This is a genomic window from Planococcus shenhongbingii (assembly GCF_030413635.1).
GTDB lineage: Bacteria > Bacillota > Bacilli > Bacillales_A > Planococcaceae > Planococcus > Planococcus shenhongbingii.
The window spans coordinates 2946379-2971405 of sequence record NZ_CP129235.1 but is presented as its reverse complement, the minus strand read 5'-3'; the positions used below and the strand labels follow the sequence as shown (position 1 = coordinate 2971405).

Below are 25027 nucleotides of genomic sequence, written 5' to 3'. Positions count from 1 at the left end.
TGCTTAAACGGCAGCTCTTTTTGTTTCTATCATGGATGGAGGAGTGAAGACTGTGCAGGGGCTTGTTTCAATTGTTATTCCTGTTTTTAATGCTGTTCCTTATCTTGAGGAATGCTTGGCTTCCGCGGCAGGGCAAACTTATCAACCTCTCGAAATCATCGTTATTAATGATGGTTCAACCGACAGCAGCGAAGAATTAATAAATAAATTCGCTTCTTCTGATAAGCGCTTTAAAACCTTTAACCAGAAAAACCAGGGGCTCGGTTATACACGCAACCGGGGAATCAGTTTAAGTGCGGGACAGTATATTTTCTTCTTGGATGCTGATGATGTCCTGCCTGAAAATTCCATTGCTCTGCTTGCCGCAACTATACGGAAAAACAATGCTGATTATTCTGTTGGAAAAGTACTGCGCTTTAATGAAAATCGCATGTATGTACCTATCCGCCACTTGGAGTTTGATTTGTATAGAAAGCCGGGACTGACTACACTTTTGAACAGTCCGGAACTGCTGCAGGATTCAATCGCCTGCAATAAATTATGGAGAACAGATTTTCTTAAGGGAAACAGTCTTTGCTTTAAAGAAGGCAAGTATTATGAGGATTTGGCTTTGACTATGAAAGCGGCTGTTTTAGCGGAGAAAATTGCAGTGATAGATGAAGTGGTGTATCACTGGCGTGTCCGGGACGCCGAAGACAAGCCTTCCATTACCCAGCAGCAGATGAAGCTCGAAAACACGCTGCACCGCCTCGAGGCGCTTGCTGAAAACCGCCAATGGCTAGTCAATCGTCATATTGACAAACGAATCATCGAAGAACACGACTTGAAAAGCTTGCTTGATGTTATGCGGCTGCATGCTGTTAAATTCGCTTTGATTGATCCCGCGGAAAAGGAGGAGTGGAAGCAGCAGACTTCTTCTTTTTTACGGGCCATTCCAACGGAAACTGCATTAAAATTGCCGGATAAAGAAAGGGCAATGTATGGCCTCTTGCTGGAAGGGAATACAGAAGACCTTTTTCTTTTTTCGCAAATGCTGATGGATACGGAAGAGCAACCGATTGTGACACAGGAACAAGACCGTTTTGTGTTAAAAGGCTTTCGACAGGATATTGAGGTAACTCCTTTTTTAAAGCCGGAGATGATTGTTGAGCATATAGAAAAAATGGAAGCTAAGTGGCGATTAGAAGGAAAGTTGAGAATTCCAAAAGCATCTTATCCAGTGAATGGAACATTCTACCTAATTGATAGGAAAAGTGGACAGGAAAAGATTTTAACACCTCTCCAGTTAACACAGGCAGAGACATCTTCTTGTTATCCATTCGAAGAGCAAGTTTTCACGGCAGTGATTGATTCCAAACAGTTTGAAAAAGAGCATCAAGAAGCTGCGTATGACTTCTATTACAAGCTAGGAGCATTTCCGAAATCGCCGCCGGCCAGAGTTCGGGCGCTTCCCAAGGCGTTTAAAACTGCAGAAGCATTTAAAAAAGGAAATTATACATTGTCCCTTTACCGAACTAATTACGGCAATCTGAGTATGCAGATCCATAAAAAACGTGTGAAAGATTATGTGAAAAAGGCTTTAGCGCCTTTATGGAAGAAATGAATAAGGCTGTCGAGAAACTCTCGATAGCCTTATCCATTTCGCTCCAGGGCGGACGCTTTTCGCGGGGGGCGGCCTGAGCCTCCTCGCTCGCTGGCGAAAACCGTGTGCTCCTGCATCGCTGCGCTAGCTTCGTCGCAAATGAACTGGGCAAACTGCTTTTGCCCCATTCATTCCCTGCGGGGTCTCAGGACTCGCCTCGCTTCGCTGCTCCCGCAGAAAAGGCATCAGCCGACCATAGTCGGGTGGTGCCTTTGCGACGAAGCGCCTGGCGCTGCAACGCACTTTCATGTTTCGAAGCTAGCGCAGCGATGCAGAAACAGGAGCACGTCTTTGCCCTTCGCCGCCTTCCGCTGCATTCAGCTCGCTTTTATCCCTTTTAGAGATGCTCTAAAAGAGTGATTGTTTTGGAAAGCTCTCTAATGTTTGTCCTGCTTTCCAGATATGGAGCCAAACAGCGGAGAAAACCGTACTGCTCCTGCGCAAGCTCGTCGCAAAGACGTAGCCTCGCAGGCGTCGGCTCATGTCTTGCCTGCGGGGCAGCGTAAGCGACGAGACAGCCGAGACCCTGCAACGCCCTTTCATGTTTCGAAGCTAGCGCAGCGATGCAACGCTTTTCCATGTCTCGAAGCTAGCGCAGCGATGCAGAGACAGAAACAGGAGTGTGAGCGACGAAGCGGCTTGGCGCTCGCCCGCGGCTGAAAACCTATGCTCCTGCAGCGCTGCGCGCTTCGTCGCAAAGACTTGGCCTCACAAACCTCGGCCAATGTCTTCGCAGCTGGTTGGCGGAATATCGGTTATAGGAGGACCTGACCACTAATGCAAATTTTAACTTTCTAAACTGCTGAAAAAACAATCCCTCTACCAGGGATTGTTTTTTTCTTTTGTCTCCAAGTCTTTTTCATCATAAATAGCCTGAACCAATTGGCGGGTAGATTGGCCGGTAGAGAAGGTGTTCCAATGATTGCTGAACCGGTCAATTTTGCCGTAATCGACTTCAGCATCTAAAATATGCTGAATAAGCTGTGCAGTCGTCTTCACGAGCGGACCCGGGAAATGTGAAATTTCTTCAGTCCACAATCCTTGAGTGTCGTTATAAGTTTCCGAATCGTATGTAAAGAAAATCATTTTTTTACGCAATAGGGAAAACTCGACCGGTATCGAGGAATAGTCTGTGATTAATATATCACTTGCTGTTAACAACTCATTAATATGCGGGTAATTGCTGACTGAAATGACTCTAGGATCTTCAGGCAGCTGAGAGCTTCCCTGCACAGATGGATGCAGCCGGATCAGCAGCACATAATCGTCTCCAAGTTTTTCAAGCATTTCCGCTATATTCAACTTTAATTCCATTTTGGAAAGTTCATCTTTACGGAAAGTAGGGGCGTATAATATTACTTTTTTGCCTTCAATGGCTGGGTATGTTCGTTCTACTTTTACCATGCCATTCGCTCTAGCGGCCGCATCAAAATAAAAGTCCGTTTGGGGAACCCCGGTATACAAAAAGTGGTTGGAGTCGAGATGAAATGATTCAGCAAAGATATGGGCCATCAGTCGGGAACCTACGGGAATGTAGTGGAACTGGTCGTAGACTTTTTGGAATCTGGATTGAGCACGTTTGTTTCTCATACTGGTTTCCGGATCGCACCAGCCAAATTTTTTGATGGCACCTGCAGCATGCCAAAGCTGTACGCATTTTACTTCTTTTCGAAAACGTATAACAGATAAGATTCCTAAATAATTATCAATGAAAACATATTTAGAAGTAGCCAAATGATAAGCGGAAAATAAGGTATGCAAAATATTAATTGTTTCGAAAGTATATATTTTTTTATTATTCGTGTTGATTTTTGTGAAATCTATTTTGCAGCGAGAATGATTGGCAAAGATGAGTTGATGAGTTTGAAACTGAGCCAGCTCCTTAGCCATGAAAAAAGCATTGTCTCCAAAAGAAGAAAGGAAGAGGGTTTTGTTTTTCAGTGGAAACCAGCTAAAAAAGGCAAAGAGAGCTTTAAACAAGAAAAGATAAAAAGAAATAATGCCTTCTTTCATCATTGCTTGTTATAAAGATCGGTTTTTATTTTTGTAGTAGAAACACCTTCAGTGCGCGGCAAGTAAATTACGTCGCAAAACTCACTTAAATCATCAAATTTCCCTTCCCAATCTGAACCCATAACGAAAACTTCCACATTATGTGTCTTAATGTCATCCACTTTCTGTCCCCATCTTTTTTCTGGAATTACCTCGTCGACGTATTTAATCGCTTCTAATATCAATTTCCTTTCTTCATATGAATGGTATGCGCCTTTTCCTTTAATCGCATTAAATTCATCAGTGGAGAGGCCGACAACTAAATAGTCCCCAAGCTCTTTTGCTTTTTTTAAAATATTTATATGCCCATGGTGAATTAAATCAAATGTCCCGTACGTAATTACTTTTTTCATCTACAACACTGCCTTTCTAATGTAAGGGTTTTATTTCCACTTGATTACATATTGCTGTACAAGTTATGTTATTCTGGGCATTATTTAAGAAGCTTTAATACTTCTGTTTTGTTTTAAATTGTTTAGAATATTTAGATTTTATAATAACACTGATTTAAACATAGCAGAAAAATCAGAAATGTTCCATAATGATTTATAAATCTATTTCATAATGTATAAAGAGAAATTCAATCAGTAGGGGATCATCATCTTCGCTGATTGTCAGTCAAACCAATCAGACTTTAACAATAGGTGGATTTTCTGCTTAAATCTGCGAGAATTTTATTGCCTATTTAGGCAAGATAGACAATGGAGGGAAGAGGCAATGAAACTTAAATTGATATTTAAACGTTTTTTAGAAAAGTTGAACTCTCTTAAGAAATCCAGAATTTTTCTCATTGCCTTTCGCTTATTATTCATCTTAATGGGCTTATTGCCTCGAAAAAGAAAACTGGTCATATTTGAAAGTTTCCATGCCAGGCAATACAGTGACAATCCTCGTGCCATTTATGAACATATGAAAGAGCATAATCCGGAATATCAGCTGCTGTGGAGTGTCGATCGGCGGGCCATGCAGCTATTCGACAAATTTCAAGTGCCTTATATCCGCCGATTTACTATTCGCTGGTTTTTAACTTTTCCTCGAGCGAAATATTGGGTTAATAATGTCCGGTTGCCAGGCTGGATGCCTAAGCCTTCTGGCACGGTATATGTTCAGACATGGCACGGGACGCCACTGAAAAAACTTGGAATTGATATTAAACAAGTACATATGCCTGGAACTAATACCGAGAATTATAAAAAAAACTTTGTCAGCGAGTCAGCAAAGTGGGATTACCTTGTGTCGCCCAATGCTTATTCAACCGAAATTTTCAAACGTGCTTTTGGTTATCGCGGCAAAGTTATTGAATCGGGTTATCCAAGAAATGATGCATTGGCTAATCCGTCGCCAGCCAGGATCAGTGCAATCAAACAGGAAATAGGCATTCCGGAAGATAAAAAAGTCATGATGTATGCACCAACTTGGCGTGATAATGAGTTTTTTGAAAAAGGAAAATACAAATTTGAATTCCAATTCGATTTAAAAAGCTGGAAAGAGAAGTATGGAGATGAATGGGTGCTATTGTCCCGGATGCATTATCTGGTGGCTGAACGTTTTGATTTTTTTGCTCATAAAGGGATTGTTTTCAATGTATCGGATTATCCGGATATTCGGGATTTATATTTGATTTCGGATTTGCTGGTTACGGATTATTCATCGGTTTTCTTTGACTATGCTATTTTAAATCGCCCAATTGTTTTCTTTATGTATGATTTGGAGGAATACCGCGATCAGCTTCGAGGCTTTTATTTTGATATTGAGACTGAAGCGCCCGGCCCTATTGTGCAAACTGAAGCTGAATTGTTTCGGGAAATCGACGGAATAATGGAGTCGCATACATCAAAAAATTCTAAAATTACAGCCTTTAAACAAAAGTTTTCTTCATTAGAAGACGGCCGTGCAGCAGAACGTGTGGTAAAAACATTTCTTAAGGTGAAAAAATAATTGATAAAAAAAGCCATCGAAAATCGCTGATTTTCGATGGCTTTTCATATGGTTGAATTTGTGCTGCATTTAGGCAATGAAGCGGAAGTTTTTAGCTAATTTGATTTCTTGTTATAGGAATTAGTTCTTTTTAACCCATATTTAACCTAGGTGAATTAGCATAAAATTAATGAAATAGAAAATAAAATAGAAACAATTAGGAATATGAGAAAGGGGAGATGGCGAATTGACTTTTTACTATATCGCGGCAAAAGGCATTTTGGCAGTTAAAACAAATATAAAAGATTTCAGATGGTCTTTTGGCTCTAATATGCCGGAAGGAACAATGAAGGAATATGAAGAATGTGCAGTGAAGATGCATATCGTGCTAGAGGATTTCAATGACGATGAACTGCTTGGAAATCTAGGCAGATACCATTTCTTCAACGGAGCTCCGGGAGAGGACAAGATTTACTATACGCGCAATCTTCCAATGAAGAAGAAACTGAGGCTAAAGGCAGAAAATTTATTGTCAGATGAACCTAAAATTACAGTAAACCGCAACTACTATAAGCTGGTGACACATAGAATCATGAACTTGCATTCCGTTCATTATATTGCCACCGATCTGGCGGCACTTCTATTGTTGAAAAAGGGCTATGCCTCTATTCATTGCTCGGCTTTTAAAGCAGAAGATGCAACGGTCGCTATTTTCGCCCCGCCGGATACAGGCAAAACTTTAAGTACTATGACGGCTTGCGGAGATTTTGGAGCAAGCTTCATCGCTGAAGATTTGGCTATAACGGATGGCAGAAATATCTTTTCCGTGCCTTGGACCAATTCGTTTGACCATTATGCGAAAAACAAGGAAGCGCAAAGTTCAAAATTCAGGAAGAAAGCAGCCAAAGTTTTCCCGCCTTTAAAGGTTCTTTCCGCTTCAGCTAAAGTTCCGGAACAGGAGAATGCTAAAGCTAAAGCGATTCTCGATGCAGAAATTGTAACTCATGTAGCTATACTTGAGAAAGGCAAAGATGAAGTGATTCCGCAATCTGAAAATACGGCTGTCAGCAAGCTGATGAATTTAAACAGATATGAATTCAACTTTTTACGGGCGCCTTTGCTGATTGCTTATGAGTTTTTCAATCCCGGCCTTATGATAGATGATGGAACGGTGAAAGAGAGAGAAATATTATCCTCTCTCGTTAGAAACAGCGAAAAAGTGTTTACACTGAAAAAAATAAACCCAACCCATTATGCTGAAACGCTGCTTTTTGAAATGAAGGAAGAACCGATGGAATCAAAGAAAATAGTATCGCTATTTTAAAAGACACGCTCCCTAAGCCTGTGAAAGCAGCTGGGAGTTTTTTGTTTGCATGAAAGGTTTTAATGAAGGAGAGAAGTGAAATAGTAAGGATTAATGGATCTGAATCTCGAAAATGGCGGGGGAGTATTAAATGAACGAGAAGAATCCTTTAAAAGAAACTTTTGAACAAACACAGTTTCAACTAGCAGGGCATGGAAAGCGAACAGTAAGTATATTAAAAGACGTAGTTGATCAAGTGGATGAAAACATTCAAAGTGACCATTACGGAGCAGGAAAGGTGATAGATGATTTTCAAGTGAAAATGGCTAAGTTTTTAGGCAAAGAAACGGCTGTCTTTTTTCCTAGTGGTACAATGGCACAGCAGATTGCATTGCGCATTTGGTGCGATGAAAAAAACTTGAAAAAAGTCGCTTACCATCCGTTGAGCCATCTGGAAATACACGAGGAAGATGGCTTAAAAGAATTGCATCATATCGAAACTGTGTTATTAGCTGATAAAAACAGGGTAATCGAATTCGAAGATGTCACAGGGATGAATGAGGAAGTTGCTTGCATTCTGCTGGAGTTGCCTCAACGGGAAATTGGCGGACAATTGCCAAGCTATGAGACTTTGGAACAGATTTCTGAATGGAGCCGAGATAAAGGAATCAAGCTTCACCTGGACGGAGCGAGACTGGTAGAAGTACTTCCTTATTATCAAAAGTCAGCCGCAGAAATCGCTTCACTTTTCGACAGTGTGTATATTTCGCTGTATAAAGGAATCGGGGCCATCGCTGGAGCGATATTGGCTGGAGACGAGAAATTCATCAAGCAGTCGAAGATATGGAAGCGCCGGCATGGCGGAGATTTAATTTCATTGTATCCATATATCCTGCCGGCTGACTATTATTTTGAAAAGCGTTCCGAGAAAATGGCACAGTATTTTGAAGAAGCCAGAGAAGTTGCCCAGTATTTCAATTCCTGTGAGGCTATTTCCACATTGCCGCTAAATCCAGTTTCTAATATGTTCCACGTCTATTTTAGCCAGCCGAAAGAACGCATCGCCACCTTGCTTGCAGAAGTCCACCAGGAATCGGGAGTAGGCTTCAGCTCTTACTTAACAGAAAAGACAGAAGAGAGCTGCTATTTTGAAGTAAGCCTAGGAGATTTATATGCAGACATACCTAAAGAAAAAATGGCGCAAGCTTTCCGGCTGCTGAATGAAAAATTAAGCCTTAAAAAAATATATGATAAAAACCGCTGATGAAATAAGTTTTCATCAGCGGTTTTAAGTTCCGTCACGGAGAAAGACTGCACCGTTAAACGATATGCCATTTCTTGTATGCGGGTTTCAAAGTATAAGCCAGCATATGCTCCACGATTTCTCTAGTTTCCGGCTGTTCAATTTCTACCCAGTGGATGGTAATAGCAGATGGGAGTTCTTGTCGCGGGGCTTCTTCGTGCATTGAAGGGCTGCAATTTTTAAGTTTAGCGAAATGGCGCCGGATACGATTGTAAATGGGGGCGCCTTTTCCGATATAAAGAATTCTTTCGTCAGAATCGCTGAAAATATAAATGCCTTTAGTTACACCCATATTCTTTTTAATTTTATTGAGTAATGGAGTGGTATCGGTATTGATGAGAAACGGAACATTTTCAATCGATTTCCATTTCTCTTTGTCAAACGCGTAATTTTCCTTTTTTAATAGATCTTGAATTTTTTCTCTCATTTATATTCCTCCTCACTTGATCCCGCTTTAACGCCCAGTACGGACCTGCTCCGCAGCTTCCTACTGGCCCTAAAAGTCCGATTGGTTCAACTAGCACTCAGCGGGTAGGGCTTCCGCTGAGTGAGTTTCACTTGATCCCGCTTTAACGGTCAGTATGGCTCCCGCTTTTCCGAGCGGAATCCACTGTCCGTAAAAGTTCGATTGGTTCAACTAACATTCAGTGGGATGAAGCTTTCTACTGAAGGAAGTTTCACTTTATCCCAAGTTTTTAAAACTTTTATTCCAGTGATTCTATACTTTCTTTAATGGCTTTTTGAAAAGCTTGATCTGGGTTTTTGATCATTTTGCCATGGCCGACAGCAAGCAGCCGAGGGTTTAAATCCCTTAGCTTTACAGCACTTTCATGAGCTATGCGTTTGTTCCAGGTGGCTAATGCCGGGAAAGGGAATAAGGGTTTTAGCGTTCCGCATACAGCTGCACCGCCTTTTGTATATAAAGCGTCTCCAGCAATCAAACTGCCATTGCGTACGTCGAGAAGTGAAATCGAGCCTGGAGTATGGCCGGGCGAAAAAATAACCTGCAGCGATCCGATTCGATCGCCTTCATGCAGCAAGATATCCGGTTGGGTTTTAATACTTTTTGGAACACTGCCTCTTATAGGTGTGTTCGGTTCTTCTGCCAAAAGCCGCTTATCTCCTGCTAGTAGCCTGGCATCCCTTGTGGAAATGCCGACTACCGCAGATGGGTAGGCTCGCTTGATAGCATCGAGTGCGCCTAAATGGTCATAATGGGCATGGGTCAGAAGAATATACTTAATCGGCTTTCTAAGATTCTTAGCGGTCCGAAGAATTTCTTTTGCACTGAATGGAAGTGCTGCATCAATAAGAATTAATCCGTTTTCTTCTTCAACAAAATAGCAATTTACAGGAAACGTCCGGGGCGTAAAAGATAATTGATAAACATTTTCTATGTTTGTAAGCCGCATAAATAACCATCTCCTTGAATACTCAAGTCTTTTAATCATTCTATCTAATATATTGCATTTTAGCGATACTTTCTTAAAAATTTGAAAAAATGAATTAATTGAAACCCCTTACAAAAAGAGGGAAGGGGTTTCAATGGAAAGAAGAGGTTCGAAAATAAACCGCCTTCGCAATATGAATAATCATTACGAGGCGGTTAATATAAGGAATTTAATGAATATAAATGTGATTGGCAAAGAACTCATCGGTCTATAATCCTGCAGTTTGTTTAAGGATGTCTTTGCGTAATTGAGCTTTTCTGCTTTCGTATTTCTTAGACAAAGTATCTGAAAGACTGGTAGGCAGATTTTTTGATTTAAGGTCTTGCTCCATAACGTCCATTACGGCATAGAAGATTTGGTCTGTACGTTTTTCCAGCTTGGAAGCAGCAGCGCTGTATTTATTATAAAAATAAGGATAGCTGATCTTTTGATCGTTGGCTTCCATTTCTAAATACTCGCTTTTTGCTAAGTCTATTAAGTTGTTAAGACTGTTATTTGCTTGACGTTCAATTTCCGCAATGGCGGGTTCATACTTTTTCTCGATATCCTTTACTGTGATACTTTCTTTTTGGGTTTTAGCAGCTGTATCTTCTTCAGTTCCGGTTTTCATGTTTTCGCTGATAACAGCGGCTACAGCCAAATCACTCGATTCGGAATAAGGCATGCCTTCTCTAAACTTTTCTGTTTTGACCGCTTCATCCCCTTCTTGTAAATGGCGCAGCAAATTCCCGTTTTTATCCAGGATAATCTTCGATCCATCTGCAAGTTCAATTACATATTCCTCTTTGGTGAGGGTATCCACTTCTGCATCCGCAACATTATAATCCTTAAAACCAAATAAATAGACAAGATATCCAGCACCACATATCAATAAGATACCTAACAGAAGCAAGAATTTTTTCATTTCACCATCCTCCTATGAGAAATATATAAATAGTCCAGAGTCCAAGGGCAAATTAACTTGAGATATTAGAATTGTTTGAATTTTAGCACAAATAGATATATTTATCAATGCGGAATATAGGAATAAAGAATCTGCTAAAAAACTGAAATAAGGAAAAGTTATCATCTCATTCAGCAAAAATAACAAAATAATAGTTAAAGTAGTTTGTGAATTTGAGAAGTTCTTTAATTTAGATTGAGTTTAAATACCTACTTAATATTCATCTGAAATATGCTGAAATTATGCATGAAACCTTTTGCAGGAGGATTCCTAAAAGACCTTCCATAATTTTATGTATAAAAACCAGTAGACCTTTAAAACTTTATAAGTCATTAGACTTACCATAGTTGAGTAAAAAGAAAGGGGAAAAAGAATAACGAGCACCTATCCTCTTTATCTTAAAAAATCCTTAATAATACAAATAACAAGGACATTTTTTCAGAAGAAGTTCTGTTAAATTTTGATATGAAAAGAAAAAAATTAAGTGTGAATGCAGATGAAATTTTAAAATATTTTTCTCTGCTTTGGTTTCTTATTTGAATTCAACCACTTTTGCTTGAATACTGTAACCATAAAAAAGGGGAGTTGAACCATTCTTTTTCCGCGTGTTGGCTGAGTCAGTAACCTGTATAACCACTCCAAGTTGTATTTAAGCCAAATTTGCGGAGCTCTTTTGACAGTGCCGGAGAGCACATCAAAGCTTCCGCCTACACCCATCAAGACAGAAGCCTCAAATAAGTACTTGTATTTGGCGGCCCCTTGTTCTTGTAAAGGCACACCAAGGCCAATAAACACAAAGTCAGGATTTGTATTAGCAATTTCTTCCGCGATATGATCACCGTAACCCGAATAACTGTACCGTATTCCAGCGATTTTAATGTTTAAGTAAAGTTCAATGGCATTCCTTGCTGCCAAATCAGCTATTTCTTTGCTTGCTCCAAAAAAATAAACGGATTTTTCTTTTGTGCTGGCATATTTAAGAAAGGTATGAAGCAGCTCGTAGCCAACTATTTTCTCTTCTAAAGGTTTTTTGAGAACCTTTGAAGCTAACATCATTCCGTACCCATCCAGAATAATAAAGTCAGCTTTTAAAAGAGATTCCCGATAAAGAGAAGATTTGCGGGAAGTCATTACAATTTCGGGGTTCGCCGTCACAATAAAACCACTTTTCCGAGGCTCCTTGACTTTTTTAAATACCTTTTCCAGTAAGGTCTCTCTGCTCAAATTATCAGTAAAAGTATCTGTAATCATTATTTGAGATCTTGCCATTCTACTTCACCTCCTATGCTTATTGAAATGTTGCTTGTACATATTATTTTATAAACTAAGACTGAATAATCTGGATTTTAAGTTTTATATAAAATTAGCATAATTGAAGCTGATAAGCAAAAAGTAATTGTTTTACAGTTTATTAATTTATGGAATAATTGAAAAAGAATCGGAAGGGGCTATATTGAGATTAGAATTCGGGTAACAAGGAGAGCAAAGGTATATGGAGGCGTTAAGAAAGACCTGGAAATTAAAAAGAATAACAAAAAGACTGTAAACAAACCGAGCTTTGTTTACAGTCTTTTAAAATTTTATGGAAAACGATTCTTTAAACTATTTTTCCAAGCGGAAGATCTACTGACCGTAAAAATCCGATTGGTTCAACTAACACTTAGCGGGAAAAGTTTTCGCTGAGTGAGTTTCACTTGATCCCGCTTCAACGCCCAGTACGGACCTGCTCCACAGCTTCCTACTGGCCCTAAAAGTTCGATTGGTTCAACTAACCTTCAGTGGGATAAAGCTTTCCACTGAAGGAAGTTTCACTTTATCCCGCTTTAACGCCCAGTACGGACCTGCTCCGCAGCTTCCTACTGGCCTTAAAAGTCCGATTGGTTCAACTAGCACCCAGCGGGTAAAGCTTCCGCTGAGTGAGTTTCACTTTATTCCCTAGCTATCAAATCTGCTATTAGAATATACCGATCCGGTGCGTAGCCGATAAAGTCAAAAGGATAGCAGGTGGAGACTGTTAAAGTGGCTTTTGGTTTAGGCACAATTACTGTGCGGTCGTCTTGATCAACAATGCGGACTTGTCTTACTTTATAAGTGAATTTGCCGGCGGAAGTTTGGACGACAAGCAAGTCACCTTTTCCAACTTCCCCGAGCTTCCGGAATACTGTATCACGGTGGCCGGATAATACGGAATTATCCGCTTCGCCAGGCAACACGCTATCCGCAAAATGCCCTACACCTTTTTCCAGTTCTTCTTCATCTGTGCCGTGAAATATCGGAAGTGTAGCATCGAGTTTCGGGATATACAAATCGCCAATATTTTCTCCTTTTGTAGGAGCTTCTGGATAAAGTACTTCAGGCAATTGAGCTTTTTCAGGAATTTCAACTTTTGCTGGAGCAGCTGCAGCGGACTCTGTTAAGTGGCTGTCGTTTCCAGCTTGACCGATTTTAAAAAGCAGATAGCCTTTTAAAAAAGAGGACGCATTTGTGCTGCTGAACCATACTCCAAAAACAATAAGGGCAACAGACAGGGAAAGAAGAACCAAACGTTTTATAGGTTTGGTTCTTCTTTTTTCACTTTTATCCCTTTTCATTTATTAAATTCCTTGCGCTTTAAAGCGGCGGAACAATACCACTCCAAGCAGAGCAAGTGTCAAGCCGGCAAAAGTATTTGCTGCATAATCGGACGCTGTGTCTGGAAGTCTGCCGCCCTGGATTGTTTGTTTCACTGGTACATTTACTGTCGCTGGCGTTTTAGAAGTTGGAGCGGCAGGAGCAACAGGAGCTAAAACAACAGTTTCCTCTGCTTCTTTGATATCTTTACCGGTCTCCTTGATGATTTCATCCCCAAACATTTCCGCAGTCAAAATAATGTCTGCTAGGAAAGTTCCTTGTGTATTGTAAATTTCAATCAAAAGGTTGTAGCCATTAAGTGTTTCAAGCGCCAATAAAGTGCTTAAATTGATTTCTTTTTTATCAGTGCCTTTTACAAGGAAATATTGATTGTTTAAATCAAATAGATCAAGCAAATCACTGAAGATGTCCATGATTTCTGCTATTTCCTCTGCAGATAGATCGTCGGCTGAATCAAATTCGCCAATCATCATCATGCGATCAGCAATTGCTGATGCTCTTTCTTGGAAAGCTGGAGTTTCAATAGGAAGAGTATTTAAATGAGTTTCCAATCTTTCTATTTCTTCACTTGTTAATCCAAGTTCATTGAATAATCCCTCAAGATCAAAGCCACTATTGAAAATGTAATTATCTACCGCTTCTTCTAAAGCTTCAATTGTCTCATAGTTTTCAATAGAGTCATCGTACTCATTTAAAAATTCTTCTAATTCTTCTTTAGATTCAAAGCCATAGACTTCGATAAACTGACGAAGCGATTCATCTGTTATTGGTGTTCCTTTTCCTTCATTCATATAGAAATCTACGTAATCAGCAAGATCTTCCGAGAATATAATATATTCCCCATCAAGAACATCTTGGTCTTTTTCAATATCTCCGTTAGTAATTAAAAGATCATTTAATTCGTCACGAGTTAGTTCATATTTAGTCAGAACCGGGAGAATGGCCTCTTCCGATAAAGGAGTTCCCAATTCATCAACTGTCCCGAATTCTTCTAATGAGTATTCCTTTTCATTCAGGTAGTCGATATAATCCTGTTTTTCCCATCCAATTTCTTTCAAAAATGCATCAAACTCTTTTGAGTCCGCTTCAATAGCGAATGCAGACCCAGGAAAAATTGCAAATATTAATGCTGCTGACAATGCCAATAATAATAACCGTTTCATTTTCTACCTCCCAGGTAAATATTGTAATATCTTGAATAGTATAACCGCTGAATAGGTTGTATGGAATAGGCATAAAATACTATAGAAAAGGATTTATTTTAAATAATTTAAAGCTATTTTTTAAAAGAGACATCGATTATTTTTGATTTTCTTCCTTAAAGAACAGAGCAACTTTATAAATTTATTATAAAAAGAAAATGAATTAGAGAATTGTTCCTTCATTTAGAAACTGAAAGATGTGGAAAAATATGCGTTCCAACCCTACTGCGGTCTGAAAAGGTCTCTACTTAATGTCTATATTCCTAAGCAGCTCGGCTAAATCAAAATATAATTTGGTAATCGAAATAATTATAATAGCGCTTTTGGCGCATAAGATATATAATACTTAATAAATCGAATTATTTGAAAAATTTTAAATTCGATACTTTTCCTGGCTGAGTTACTCAGATTCGCTGCTCAAAAGTGAATAAAATAGTGAAGCCAAATCGTTATTGCGTAGCAGAAAGGCAATATGGAATTTTTAAGGTCAAAGAATAAGAAGTTCTAATTCATGCATTAAAACAGCTCAGCGGGGTCAGTTATTAAATGGATTTTAAGATTATACGCTTATGGAAAAGGGGAAAGGCAATGAGAGACATCTACTTTGAAGAAAATTATGGCCGATTATACGAAGAAATTGAAAATGGAAAACACGAAGTTTTTGAATTCCGCCATTCTTTAGGTACAGTAAGACATTTGTTTATTAAACGCCCAATTCCTATGCTTCTGAATGGTGTCGCTTATTATGACATGGTAACTCCATATGGTTATGGTGGCCCACTCATCATTGAATGTATAGAAGGCAAGGAGAAAGAACTGGCGAAAGAATTTGGGATAGCTTTCCAACAATACTGTACTGACAATAAAGTAATAAGTGAATTTATCCGTTTTCATCCGGTAGAGGCAAATGCAGAAGCTTTTCGCGTGTGCTATGAAATTGTCCATATCCGAAATACTGTCGGTACCAATCTTGCTGCTTACGAAGATCCGTTTGAAAAAGAATTTTCTAAGTCGGCCCGAAAAAACGTCCGCCAAGCCCTAAAAGCCGGGGTTGAATACCGGGTGACAGCCAATCCTCCAAATGTAAAAGAATTTAAAGAAATTTATTATTCTACGATGAAACGCAATCAAGCTGATTCTTATTATTATTTTGACGATGCATATTTCGAGAAGCTGATTGAATTTTTCAAAGAACATATTCTATTGGTCGAAGTAATTTATGATAACCAGGTAATTGGAATGGGATTAAACTTTGTTTACGGAAAGCTGATCCATACGCATCTTTCAGGTACTTTGGAAAACTTCCATCGTTTGTCGCCGGCTTATATCCTTCAATACGCTTTGACTGTTTGGGGAAAAGAAAATGGCATTGACTTGATCCATGAAGGCGGCGGAAGAACGAATAGCCTAGAAGATACTTTGTATCTGTTCAAGAAACAATTCGGCAAAAACACCGATTTCAGGTTTCAAATCGGAAAAAAAATCTGGAACGAAAAGATTTATGAAGAATTATGCCATGAACTCGGCATTGATGTAAATGCAGAGTTTTTCCCAGCCTATCGAACAAAAGTTTTGAAAGAATATAACAAAGTCTGAGCGCAAGAAAAGCATGAATAAACCTAAAAGCTTCCTGGGAATCTAAAATGATTTCCAGGATTTTTATTTTGACATTTAAAATTCTCCTGCTTGTAGAGAAATGAAAAATCAATTGACTATAAAAGGTGGATAAGGCTGTAAAATAACGGCTGTATAGGGCGTTTAAAAACACATTATCCTTAGCCTGTGTTCTACTTGAGCAGTTGGAAAAGCTTTGAAGCCTGGGTTTATTATTATTAAGTAGTAAAAAAAGAGGTCTTTTTTAAATTTGTCATAGAACTTTTGATACTCTCAAGGTATAATAGGGATAATATTTTAGATAATTCAGATAGATTTACTGTATATACCAGTTTCAAAATTACATAAAAAGATATATGAATTTTTATTTTTTGAGATTAATTTTAAATATATATATGAAAAGAGGTAATAGTATTGGGAGATTTATATTTTGATGAAAATTATGGGCGTTTGTACGAGGAAATCGAAAATGGAAAATGTGAGGTATTTGAATTCCATCATTCACTTGGAACAATAAGGCATATGTTCATTAAGCGTGAAATCCCTTTGAAAATTCTGGGTAAAATATATTTCGATATTGTTACGCCATATGGCTATGGTGGGCCTTTAATCACTGAATGCGAACCCGGTAAGCAAGAAGAATTGACCGCTAAATTTATGGAAGCTTTTCAGGAATATTGCAAAGAAAACGATATTGTTAGCGAGTTTATACGCTTTCATCCTGTAATAGCGAATGCACATGATTTCAAAAACTGCTATGAAGTCTCGTATATTCGAAATACGGTTGGTACAAATTTGAAAGATTATGATGATCCTGTGCAAAAAGAGTTTTCGAAGTCTACCAGGAAAAATATAAGAAAAGCGCTGAATGATGGCGTAGAATTTAAGATCACCGTAAATCCGCCGGATCTCGGAGAATTTATCAATATTTACCATCATACGATGAAGCGTAATAAGGCGGATACTTACTATTATTTTGATGAAGATTATTTCAAGGAAATTTTAGGGTATTTCGGTAAAAATATTTTACTGGTTGAAACGGTCTATGAAGGACAAGTAATTGGAATGGGATTGAATTTTGTCTATGGCGAAACCATTCATACCCATTTGTCTGGCACATTGGAAGAATTTCATCGTTTATCACCTGCTTATATTTTGCAGTATGCTCTTGTTGAATGGGGGAAGGAAAATGGATTTAACTTAATCCATGACGGTGGAGGAAGAACGAATAGCTTAGATGATAAGTTATACGCCTTCAAAAAGCAATTCGGAAAAAATACAAACTTCAAATTTTATATCGGACAAAAGATTTGGAATGAACCTATTTACGATCAATTATGCCAGGCAGCAGGTGTTGAAAGAGAAACTGAATTCTTTCCTGCTTACCGGTCAGCCGTAAAGCGGGAATACAGTAATAATATAAAGCTGGAAATCTGAAGACCAAATGAAAAGAAGTGGACGATCCGCAAGCTGGCGGATTGTCCACTTCTTTTTTATGCTGATTATTTCAAAAATTGAAACAGTTTAACCTACTTTTAACCTAAGCGCTTTAGTATAAGTCTCAATAAACAGTTTAAACAGGGGGGAAGGCAAATATAACTCGACAACAAATAAGGCGTTATAGCTTCTTCTTTGAAGCACCAGGATGTAAACCGCAAACGGCATTTTCAACCGGATGAATATCAGATGACCGCTACACTTCCCAGGATTCTTGTGTTCCGAATAATGCTTTTTGCATGGCCAAGTGACTAGGAAAAATCTACAAGAATAAGCAAAAAATGAGGTAGAAGAACATGGAAAAGACCGTTATTGCCTTAATGACAGTAATTATCGTAACTAAAGTGCTGGGCTTCTCGAGAGACATCTCTCTTTCATATTTTTATGGCGCTGATGGTTTAACAGATGCTTATCTGGTATCTACAGATATTCCGACTGCGTTCTTTTCTTTTATAGGTATGGGAATTGTAGCCAGTTTCATTCCGATATTCACTAAAATTCAGGAAAAACAAGGAATTGCAGAAGCCAGAAAATTTACAGCAAACGTGATCAATATCGTTTTGCTGTTATCAACGGGCATTGTGGTGCTCATTCTGTTGTTTCCACAAGCCATCGTTAAAGTATTCGCTTCAGGATTTGAAGGCGAGACATTGAAAATCGCTATCGACTTTACTCGCATTGCTGCCTTGAGCATCTATTTCACCGCATTGATATATGTCTTTAACGGCTATTTGGAAGTCCATAAGAGTTTTTTGCCAACGGTTCTTGCCGGATTGCCATTAAACATAATGATGCTTTTTGTCATTTATTTAAGCTCTTTTACGAATATCTATGTATTGTCCATCGGAACTCTCGTTGCCGTAGTTGTGCAATTTTTGTTCCTGGTTCCGTGGATACGCAAAACAGGCTACCGGCACAGTTTCAAAGTAAATCCTAAAGAAAAAAATGTGAGGAAAATGATGTACATCGCCATACCTGTAATTATCGGGGTTTCTGCTGATCAGATTAATGTGCTGGTCGATCGCACATTAGCCTCGCAGATTGTAGAAGGCGGAATCTCTGCTTTAACTTATTCCCACCGCATCATATTCTTTATTCAAGCAATTTTTGTTACCGCTGTTGTGACCGTCATGTTTCCAAAAATTTCAAAGCTTGCTGTGAAGCAGAATATGGAGGAACTCAAAAATATCGTTGGGAAAATCATAACGACTGTAGCATTGATCGTCATTCCGGCAGCGGTCGGCATCATGATTTTTTCAACACAAATCACTGAATTGCTTTTTGGCAGGGGGGCTTTCGAAGCGAATGAGGTAATCCTTACTTCCGGAGTACTTTTCTTCTATGCCGTCGGGATGCTCGGCTTCGGGCTCCGAGAAGTTCTAGTAAAAGTCTTTTATTCACTGGAAGATTCCCGGACACCGATGATCAGTGCTTTTGGAGCCATGTTCTTGAATGTCATCTTATGCCTCATTCTTTCACGATTCATGGGAATTAATGGGCTGGCGCTTGCAACAAGCATTTCGACACTGGTTTTCACAGGCTTTTTATATATTTCCTTGGTACGAAAAGTCGGTTCGATGAATTCGTTAAAAATCGTTCAGGATCTGTTCAAAGCTGTGATGGCTTCAGCTGTAATGGGTTTCTCAGCCAAATACATTTACACGCTGCTTGATGAAGCAGGAATGGGAATTTTGGCTTTGGCTGGAGGGATTGGAGCAGGGATTGTTGTTTATGCCAGCATGCTTTGGGTTCTTCAATTAAGTGACATCGGCTATTACAAATCCAGAATAGTCGCATTGGCGAAGAGATAAAAATATTTCGCAATACAAGCTTTTATAGTTTTATAAGGGGGTGCTCCAACTATGCTCTTCATATTGGCTCTGTTTTTAATGGAAATTTTGGTTACGTATATGATTAAAGATTTTATTCCACTGGGTGATGCTTATGGCATGTTGATGCTGCTTGTCAGCATCGTGGCAATATCCTTGTATCTGTACCGGACGCTGGAAAGGGAATGGCTGGCAATTATTTTTATCGGATTTGTGGTCCGGGTATTCGTGCTTTTCATTGATTTGTATATTCCATCCATCACTATTTTCTCAAGTGGCACTGATACTGAATACTTTCACGAAGTTTCTCTCCTCATTGCCAATGGAATGTATCCGTTAGAAGACGGCGCCACGAATTATGTTCCTTTCCTTTCGGCGATTTACTATATGATTGGCGACCAGCGGCCTTTTGTGCAGTTTTTAAATGTAGCTTTTTGGGTTTTTTCTGCAATTTATTTATTGAAGGCCATGATTCATTTGAAAACCGATAAGAAATTGATGTTCATATCATTGCTTATTTTCTCGGCTATGCCGAACAGCATTTTTATGTCGAGTATTTTATTGCGTGAATCCCTCATCATCTTCTTGATCACCGTTTCCCTTTACTTTTTCGTCAGATGGTTTACGGACGGCGGGTTCTTCCACTTCTTGCTGGCAGTCGTACTGGCTTTGACGTCGATGCTTTTCCACTCAGGAATGATTGGATTTGTGGTTGCTTATGTGCTGGCGTTTCTGTTTCTCAGTACGAGAACGGCAAAAAAATCGGGCCAGACCATCCTGTATCTCCTATTCTTTGCCGCATTATTTGCCTTCATCTTCCTGAATGCCGAAATGTTCCTAGGGAAGTTCATTAGTCCTGAAGGGAAGGTTATCACCGAAGTGGAAATCGGGGGCGAAGGCGGATCGATGTATCTGGCAAACTTGAATGGCTTGACGGGCGTGGCTGCGATTCTGGTGGCACCAATTAAAATGTTTTACTTTATGTTTTCGCCGCTTCCATTGGATTGGCGCGGTTTGGGAGATATTGTGAGTTTCCTATTTGATTCTTCGATTTACTTGTTTTTGGTAGGAGCTACTGTTTTCGGGCTTTTGAAGAGTGACATGCCGATCAGAAATAAAGTCTTCATAGCGCTGTTTCTGGTTGTGACTGTATTCGTTTATTCCTATGGGACACAATCCGCGGGAACAGCCATGCGCCACCGCAATAAAATAATTCCGCTATTGCTGATTACATTCACGATGTCAAACACTAAGCAGCTCTTGACGTTAGCGAATATTCGTTGGAAGCAGAAAAAAGGAGAGAGGATAGCATGATGATCGACAAGTTGAAAATAGCGGTAGTTGGGCTTGGCTATGTCGGCTTGTCAATCGCTGCCACTTTCGCGAAAAAATACAATGTCATCGGTATTGATATTGACGATAAGCGTATAGAACAGCTTTTAACAGGCATCGATAATGCCAATGAAATAGAAGAATGGGAACTCAAGGACTTGAATATTGAGTTTACAACTGATGCAGCAAGAATCAATGAAGCGGGATTTATCATTGTTGCGGTGCCAACTCCAGTTGACAGCTTGAACCAGCCGGATCTTAAGGCTCTTTTGAGTGCAAGTGCAGCAGTAGGCAAGCATATGAAAAAAGGGGCTGTTGTCGTTTTTGAGTCGACAGTTTATCCCGGAGCTACAGAAGAGCAATGCATACCGGTACTTGAAAAAAATTCAGGACTAGAGGCAGGTAGCGAATTTTTTGTGGGCTATTCCCCTGAACGCGTCCAACCCAAAAACAAGAAACAGGCTTTTACAAAAACGAAGAAAGTTGTTTCCGGGCAAAATGAAGCAGTCCTGGATTTTGTAGCCTCCGTTTATGGCAGTGTAGTTGATGCCGGCGTCTTTAAAGCAAAATCAATACGGGTTGCAGAAGCGGCAAAAGTGATCGAAGACACGCAGCAGGACGTCAATATTGCCTTTATAAATGAAGTGGCACTTATTTTTAATCGCTTGGGCATCGATACCAACGATGTGCTGGAAACTGCAGGAACCAAAAAAAGTTTTCTGAAGTTTACTCCCGGACTTGTCAGTGGGCGCCGGGTAGGATTTGACTCGTATTATTTGACGCATAAAGCCCAAGAAGCGGGCTACCATCCTGAAATCATCTTAGCGGGCAGACGAGTCAACGACGGTATAAGCAGTTACATCGCCAGGACCGTTGTAAAAAAGCTGGTTAAAAACAACAGTGCAGTAAAAGGAATGCGAGTCACTGTATTAGGCATTACTTATAAAGAAGATATGAATGAGCTGAGAAATTCAAAAGTGCTCGATGTAATTGAAGAACTCCAGGAATACGGCATTGAAGTGCAAATTGCAGATATTTGCATTGATGCGGAGGAGATGGAGCGGCGCTACGGGCTTATCATCACTCCGGAATCGGAGCTGCTTCCAGCATCCGCGGTCATCCTCGCTGTCCCTCATAAATTGTATAAAGAGGCCGGATGGAAGTTGATTGAAAAGCTTCTCATCGATAAAAAAGGACTGGTCTTTGATATAAAGAGTACTTTGGATCCGAATGAAAAGCCGGAAAACATCGAGCTTTGGCGATTTTAAGGAGGAATAGAAATGGCAAATGAACAAACTGCTTTTGAGTTGAAGCAAGCCAAGTGGTCCCAATATCTAGCCCGCAGCAGTGCGTGGCTTTTCGCACTATTACTATTAATTATTTTGTCCCCGCTGTTTGTTGTAATCGGAATCCTGATCAAACTGGAATCAAAAGGGTCCATCTTTTTTACTCAAGTCCGCGGCGGTTTGCACGGCCAATACTTTACAATTTATAAGTTCCGGACGATGTATGATGAGCCCGAAAAACTGAGCCTGGACATTGATGTAGTGGAAAACGATCCAAGGATTACAAAAGTCGGATATATTCTGCGGACTACCAGTTTAGATGAATTGCCGCAATTGATCAATATTGTAAAAGGGGATATGGCTTTTGTCGGCCCGCGACCAACCATGCCTTCACAGACAGACAATTACAACGAATACCAGAAACAGCGGCTTTTTGTTAAGCCAGGCGTTACAGGACTGGCACAAATCAGCGGAAGAAATGCGCTCACTTGGGATGAAAAAATTGATCTGGATGTAGAATACATCAACCGAAAGAACATTCGATATGATCTGTACATCATTTTGCAAACATTCTTTAAAGTGATCAAATCCGAAGGCGTTTACAGCAATGAATAAATTGAAATCCATTCATACAGATGAATCAGCTGCTTAAACGTTCATTTTTCATACAAACTAAAACAACATATGGCGCTTGGCATTATCCAAAGGAGTGAAGTTGAATGGGAAGTAAAGTAATTCAAGCAGTGACAGTTTCAGAAAGCCTTTATTTCATGAAAGGGCAGCTGAAATATTTGGCTGCATGCGGCTATGACATAAAAGCAATGAGTTCAAACGGCAGCTATGTAGAAAAATTTGAAAAACAGGAAGAAACACAGGTGCTGCTGATTGAAATGGAACGGGAAATTTCCCTTTTAAAAGACTTTAAATCTTTGGTGAAGTGCATTCGGATCATCCGCAAGGAAAAGCCCGATATTGTCAATGCCAGTACACCTAAAGCAGGCCTGATTGTCACTCTTGCGGCTTATATTTGCCGAGTGCCAATTCGCATCTATACTCTTAGGGGACTTCGAATGGAGACCACTAGTGGGTTAAAAAGACAGATTTTGGTTGCTGCTGAAAAAGTAGCGGCGGGTGCTTCTACTCATTGTCTAGCGGTTTCAGACAGTTTAAAAAGCCGCATAGCTGAATTCGGCATTGCTCCAATCGAGAAAATTTCCGTATTGGGAAAAGGAAGCGGCGATGGTTTTAATATTGCAGAGTTCCAGAAAACAGCTGAAGTCGAAGAAACAATAAAGGCGAATAGGAAAGAATATGGACTTACTGAAGAGCATGTTGTATTAGGCTTTGTCGGCCGTATGACGAAAGACAAAGGCATTACAGAGCTGATCGATTCTTTCCTTGCGCTACATAAGACTCATCCGAATTTGAGGCTGCTGCTCATCGGGGATTACGAAATGGCTGATCCGGTAGAAGAAAGAATACAAAAGGAAATCAAGGAAAACCCGTACATTATCCATACCGGTTACCAAGGGAATCCAGTTCCGTTCTATCATATGATGGACGTATTTGTATTTTTAACAAAACGGGAAGGCTTCGGAAATGTGGCAATTGAAGCTGCTCTTTCAAAAGTGCCGGTTATTGCTGCAAACGTTACGGGAGCTAAAAATACCATTGTCGACGGTAAAACAGGCTTTCTGGCAGATCCTGAAAATCCCCTTGATATCCTGGAAAAACTTGAATTATTGATACTTGCGCCGGAAATACGCCGCCAAATGGGAGAGCAAGGATACAAATGGGCGGTTGAAAACTTCAGCAATCATGTGATGTGGAAAGAACTGGACCGTTATTATCAAACTTGCCTGGCTGACAGCCTGAAGCCTGCCGGACAGACCCATATTTAAAATAACAGATGGATAGAAGAGGGGGATTTTATGGATTACTACTATGTTGCTGCAAAAAATATTCTAGCGGTAAAAACGAATATTAAGGATTTTAAATGGTCTTTTGGCCATAATATGCCCGAAAGCACCCGCGAAGAATATGAACAGTGTGAAGTGAAAATCAATTTAGTCATGGAGGAGTTCAACGAAGATGATCAGTTGGAAACACTGGGGAAATATCATTACTTCAACGGCTCTCCAGGAGAAAATAAAATCTACTATACCCGCAATTTAGCGATGAAAGAAAAATTTCGGATCAAGGCAGAAAACCTATTGTCCGATGAACCAAAAATAACAGTGAACAAAAACTATTATAAATTTATCACACACCGAATCATGAACCTGCATTCGATTGGTTATATCTTGACTGACTTAGCCGGAGTTCTTTTATTGAAGAAAGGTTTTGCGCCAATCCATTGCTCTGCGTTTCAAAAAGAAGGTTCCACAGTTGCGGTTTTTGCCCCTCCAAGCACTGGAAAGACATTGAGCAGCATGATGGCCTGCATGGAACATGAAGCAAAATTCATTGCTGAAGATTTGGCCATTACGGACGGGGAAAAAATTTATTCGGTTCCCTGGACCAGCTCGTTCCGCTTTTATTCAAATGTGGAACAAAGTAAAGGCGCTAAATTAAAAAACAAAGCAACGAAAGTGTTTCCGCCTTTAGAATATGTTTCCTTCTCAAAAGCGACACCTATTACGCGTTATGTAGACAGTGATACGTTTCTGGATGCTGAAGTGGTGACTCATGTAGCGATATTGGAAAAAGGGGACAATGAGGTCACAATCCAGTCCGACCCAGAAGCCATCCGGAAGTTAGTTAATTTTAATCGAAATGCTTTTCACTATTTGAAATCTCCTTTGTTGACTGCTTATGAATTTTTTAATCCTGAACTTGATATTGAGGAATGTGCAACAAATGAAAAAGAAATTTTAAGCTCTCTCGTAAAAAACAGCCAGAAGGTTTTTTCCGTGAAAGATACCAATCCTACGCATTATGCTCAAATGCTGATAGACCAGATTACGCAAGAAACTTTGGTTTAAAAATGTGCATGTAGGCAGCGTTTGAAGAAAAGAGTGATAAG

At 39.6% G+C, this 25027-nt stretch carries 20 protein-coding genes; 12 read left to right on the top strand and 8 right to left on the bottom strand.

The genetic code is table 11. The annotated features are described in order from the left end of the window. Positions 1-43: 43 nt before the first annotated feature. Positions 44-1603 carry a glycosyltransferase family 2 protein gene (locus tag QWY16_RS14585; protein WP_300989952.1) on the top strand — a complete coding sequence of 520 codons (1560 nt, stop codon included), beginning with the start codon at positions 44-46 and terminating at the stop codon, positions 1601-1603. Between the two features lie 858 nt (positions 1604-2461). On the opposite strand, the gene QWY16_RS14580 is transcribed toward QWY16_RS14585, so the two are convergent. Both QWY16_RS14580 and tagD read right to left on the bottom strand, forming a co-directional pair. Then, entirely contained in the window at positions 2462-3532 is a 1071-nt protein-coding gene (locus QWY16_RS14580; protein ID WP_300989951.1) for a CDP-glycerol glycerophosphotransferase family protein, read from the bottom strand. Positions 3533-3654: 122 nt separating this feature from the next. Then, positions 3655-4047, bottom strand: a complete 393-nt coding sequence (tagD, locus tag QWY16_RS14575; protein ID WP_300989950.1) for a glycerol-3-phosphate cytidylyltransferase — start codon at positions 4045-4047, stop codon at positions 3655-3657. Between the two features lie 463 nt (positions 4048-4510). Here tagD and QWY16_RS14570 point away from each other — a divergent pair, with 463 nt between their 5' ends. The 3 genes from QWY16_RS14570 to QWY16_RS14560 all read left to right on the top strand — a co-directional run bounded on the left by QWY16_RS14570 (position 4511) and on the right by QWY16_RS14560 (position 8178). Further along, positions 4511-5632, top strand: a complete 1122-nt coding sequence (locus QWY16_RS14570) for a CDP-glycerol glycerophosphotransferase family protein (protein ID WP_300993462.1) — start codon at positions 4511-4513, stop codon at positions 5630-5632. A gap of 226 nt (positions 5633-5858) precedes the next feature. After that, entirely contained in the window at positions 5859-6935 is a 1077-nt protein-coding gene (locus QWY16_RS14565; RefSeq protein ID WP_300989949.1) for a hypothetical protein, read from the top strand. A 130-nt stretch (positions 6936-7065) separates the two neighbouring features. Next, positions 7066-8178: a threonine aldolase family protein gene (locus QWY16_RS14560; RefSeq protein WP_300989948.1), complete on the top strand. Its 1113-nt coding sequence runs from the start codon at positions 7066-7068 to the stop codon at positions 8176-8178. 55 nt (positions 8179-8233) lie between these two features. Here the strand turns inward: QWY16_RS14560 and QWY16_RS14555 are convergent, their stop codons facing one another. The 6 genes from QWY16_RS14555 to QWY16_RS14530 form a co-directional block, all read right to left on the bottom strand. Then, a complete protein-coding gene (locus tag QWY16_RS14555; RefSeq protein WP_300989947.1) occupies positions 8234-8644 on the bottom strand; it encodes a GIY-YIG nuclease family protein in 411 nt (136 codons plus the stop codon). Positions 8645-8921: 277 nt separating this feature from the next. Further along, entirely contained in the window at positions 8922-9629 is a 708-nt protein-coding gene (locus tag QWY16_RS14550) for an MBL fold metallo-hydrolase (RefSeq protein WP_300989946.1), read from the bottom strand. 247 nt (positions 9630-9876) lie between these two features. Then, positions 9877-10572: a hypothetical protein gene (locus QWY16_RS14545; RefSeq protein WP_300989945.1), complete on the bottom strand. Its 696-nt coding sequence runs from the start codon at positions 10570-10572 to the stop codon at positions 9877-9879. Between the two features lie 543 nt (positions 10573-11115). Next, the gene (locus QWY16_RS14540) at positions 11116-11880 is read right to left on the bottom strand and encodes a WecB/TagA/CpsF family glycosyltransferase (protein ID WP_300989944.1); all 765 of its coding nucleotides are present in this window, start codon (positions 11878-11880) and stop codon (positions 11116-11118) included. Positions 11881-12539: 659 nt separating this feature from the next. After that, entirely contained in the window at positions 12540-13202 is a 663-nt protein-coding gene (gene srtD / locus QWY16_RS14535; RefSeq protein ID WP_300989943.1) for a class D sortase, LPxTATN-specific, read from the bottom strand. Positions 13203-13205: 3 nt separating this feature from the next. Then, a complete protein-coding gene (locus tag QWY16_RS14530; protein ID WP_300989942.1) occupies positions 13206-14405 on the bottom strand; it encodes a processed acidic surface protein in 1200 nt (399 codons plus the stop codon). Between the two features lie 627 nt (positions 14406-15032). Between QWY16_RS14530 and QWY16_RS14525 the strand changes: the two genes are divergently transcribed. From QWY16_RS14525 to QWY16_RS14490, 8 genes are all read left to right on the top strand, one after another. Next, positions 15033-16040, top strand: coding sequence for a peptidoglycan bridge formation glycyltransferase FemA/FemB family protein (locus QWY16_RS14525; protein WP_300989941.1), 1008 nt, complete (start codon positions 15033-15035; stop codon positions 16038-16040). 432 nt (positions 16041-16472) lie between these two features. Then, complete coding sequence (locus QWY16_RS14520) at positions 16473-17495, top strand: lipid II:glycine glycyltransferase FemX (protein WP_300989940.1); 1023 nt, start codon at positions 16473-16475, stop codon at positions 17493-17495. A 356-nt stretch (positions 17496-17851) separates the two neighbouring features. Continuing rightward, a complete protein-coding gene (gene murJ / locus QWY16_RS14515) occupies positions 17852-19366 on the top strand; it encodes a murein biosynthesis integral membrane protein MurJ (RefSeq protein ID WP_300989939.1) in 1515 nt (504 codons plus the stop codon). A gap of 51 nt (positions 19367-19417) precedes the next feature. Further along, positions 19418-20698: a hypothetical protein gene (locus QWY16_RS14510; protein WP_300989938.1), complete on the top strand. Its 1281-nt coding sequence runs from the start codon at positions 19418-19420 to the stop codon at positions 20696-20698. Beyond that, a complete protein-coding gene (locus QWY16_RS14505) occupies positions 20695-21984 on the top strand; it encodes a nucleotide sugar dehydrogenase (RefSeq protein ID WP_367281318.1) in 1290 nt (429 codons plus the stop codon). Before QWY16_RS14510 ends, QWY16_RS14505 begins: the two co-directional genes overlap by 4 nt. Before the next feature lie 12 nt (positions 21985-21996). Then, a complete protein-coding gene (locus QWY16_RS14500; protein ID WP_300989937.1) occupies positions 21997-22617 on the top strand; it encodes a sugar transferase in 621 nt (206 codons plus the stop codon). Between the two features lie 104 nt (positions 22618-22721). Further along, entirely contained in the window at positions 22722-23903 is a 1182-nt protein-coding gene (locus QWY16_RS14495) for a glycosyltransferase family 4 protein (RefSeq protein WP_300989936.1), read from the top strand. Positions 23904-23933: 30 nt separating this feature from the next. Continuing rightward, on the top strand, positions 23934-24986 hold the full coding sequence (locus QWY16_RS14490; RefSeq protein ID WP_300989935.1) for a hypothetical protein: 1053 nt from the start codon (positions 23934-23936) through the stop codon (positions 24984-24986). The last annotated feature ends 41 nt before the right edge of the window (positions 24987-25027 follow it).

What these genes read in the sequence shown, in the direction of transcription:
- QWY16_RS14580 (WP_300989951.1), bottom strand. Translation starts at nt 3,532, where the DNA reads ATGGCTAAGGAGCTGGCTCAGTTTCAAACTCATCAACTCATCTTTGCC.
- tagD (WP_300989950.1), bottom strand. Translation starts at nt 4,047, where the DNA reads ATGAAAAAAGTAATTACGTACGGGACATTTGATTTAATTCACCATGGG.
- QWY16_RS14570 (WP_300993462.1), top strand. Translation starts at nt 4,511, where the DNA reads ATGGGCTTATTGCCTCGAAAAAGAAAACTGGTCATATTTGAAAGTTTC.
- QWY16_RS14560 (WP_300989948.1), top strand. Translation starts at nt 7,066, where the DNA reads ATGAACGAGAAGAATCCTTTAAAAGAAACTTTTGAACAAACACAGTTT.
- QWY16_RS14555 (WP_300989947.1), bottom strand. Translation starts at nt 8,644, where the DNA reads ATGAGAGAAAAAATTCAAGATCTATTAAAAAAGGAAAATTACGCGTTT.
- QWY16_RS14550 (WP_300989946.1), bottom strand. Translation starts at nt 9,629, where the DNA reads ATGCGGCTTACAAACATAGAAAATGTTTATCAATTATCTTTTACGCCC.
- QWY16_RS14545 (WP_300989945.1), bottom strand. Translation starts at nt 10,572, where the DNA reads ATGAAAAAATTCTTGCTTCTGTTAGGTATCTTATTGATATGTGGTGCT.
- QWY16_RS14540 (WP_300989944.1), bottom strand. Translation starts at nt 11,880, where the DNA reads ATGGCAAGATCTCAAATAATGATTACAGATACTTTTACTGATAATTTG.
- srtD (WP_300989943.1), bottom strand. Translation starts at nt 13,202, where the DNA reads ATGAAAAGGGATAAAAGTGAAAAAAGAAGAACCAAACCTATAAAACGT.
- QWY16_RS14530 (WP_300989942.1), bottom strand. Translation starts at nt 14,405, where the DNA reads ATGAAACGGTTATTATTATTGGCATTGTCAGCAGCATTAATATTTGCA.
- QWY16_RS14525 (WP_300989941.1), top strand. Translation starts at nt 15,033, where the DNA reads ATGAGAGACATCTACTTTGAAGAAAATTATGGCCGATTATACGAAGAA.
- murJ (WP_300989939.1), top strand. Translation starts at nt 17,852, where the DNA reads ATGGAAAAGACCGTTATTGCCTTAATGACAGTAATTATCGTAACTAAA.
- QWY16_RS14510 (WP_300989938.1), top strand. Translation starts at nt 19,418, where the DNA reads ATGCTCTTCATATTGGCTCTGTTTTTAATGGAAATTTTGGTTACGTAT.
- QWY16_RS14505 (WP_367281318.1), top strand. Translation starts at nt 20,695, where the DNA reads ATGATGATCGACAAGTTGAAAATAGCGGTAGTTGGGCTTGGCTATGTC.
- QWY16_RS14500 (WP_300989937.1), top strand. Translation starts at nt 21,997, where the DNA reads ATGGCAAATGAACAAACTGCTTTTGAGTTGAAGCAAGCCAAGTGGTCC.
- QWY16_RS14495 (WP_300989936.1), top strand. Translation starts at nt 22,722, where the DNA reads ATGGGAAGTAAAGTAATTCAAGCAGTGACAGTTTCAGAAAGCCTTTAT.
- QWY16_RS14490 (WP_300989935.1), top strand. Translation starts at nt 23,934, where the DNA reads ATGGATTACTACTATGTTGCTGCAAAAAATATTCTAGCGGTAAAAACG.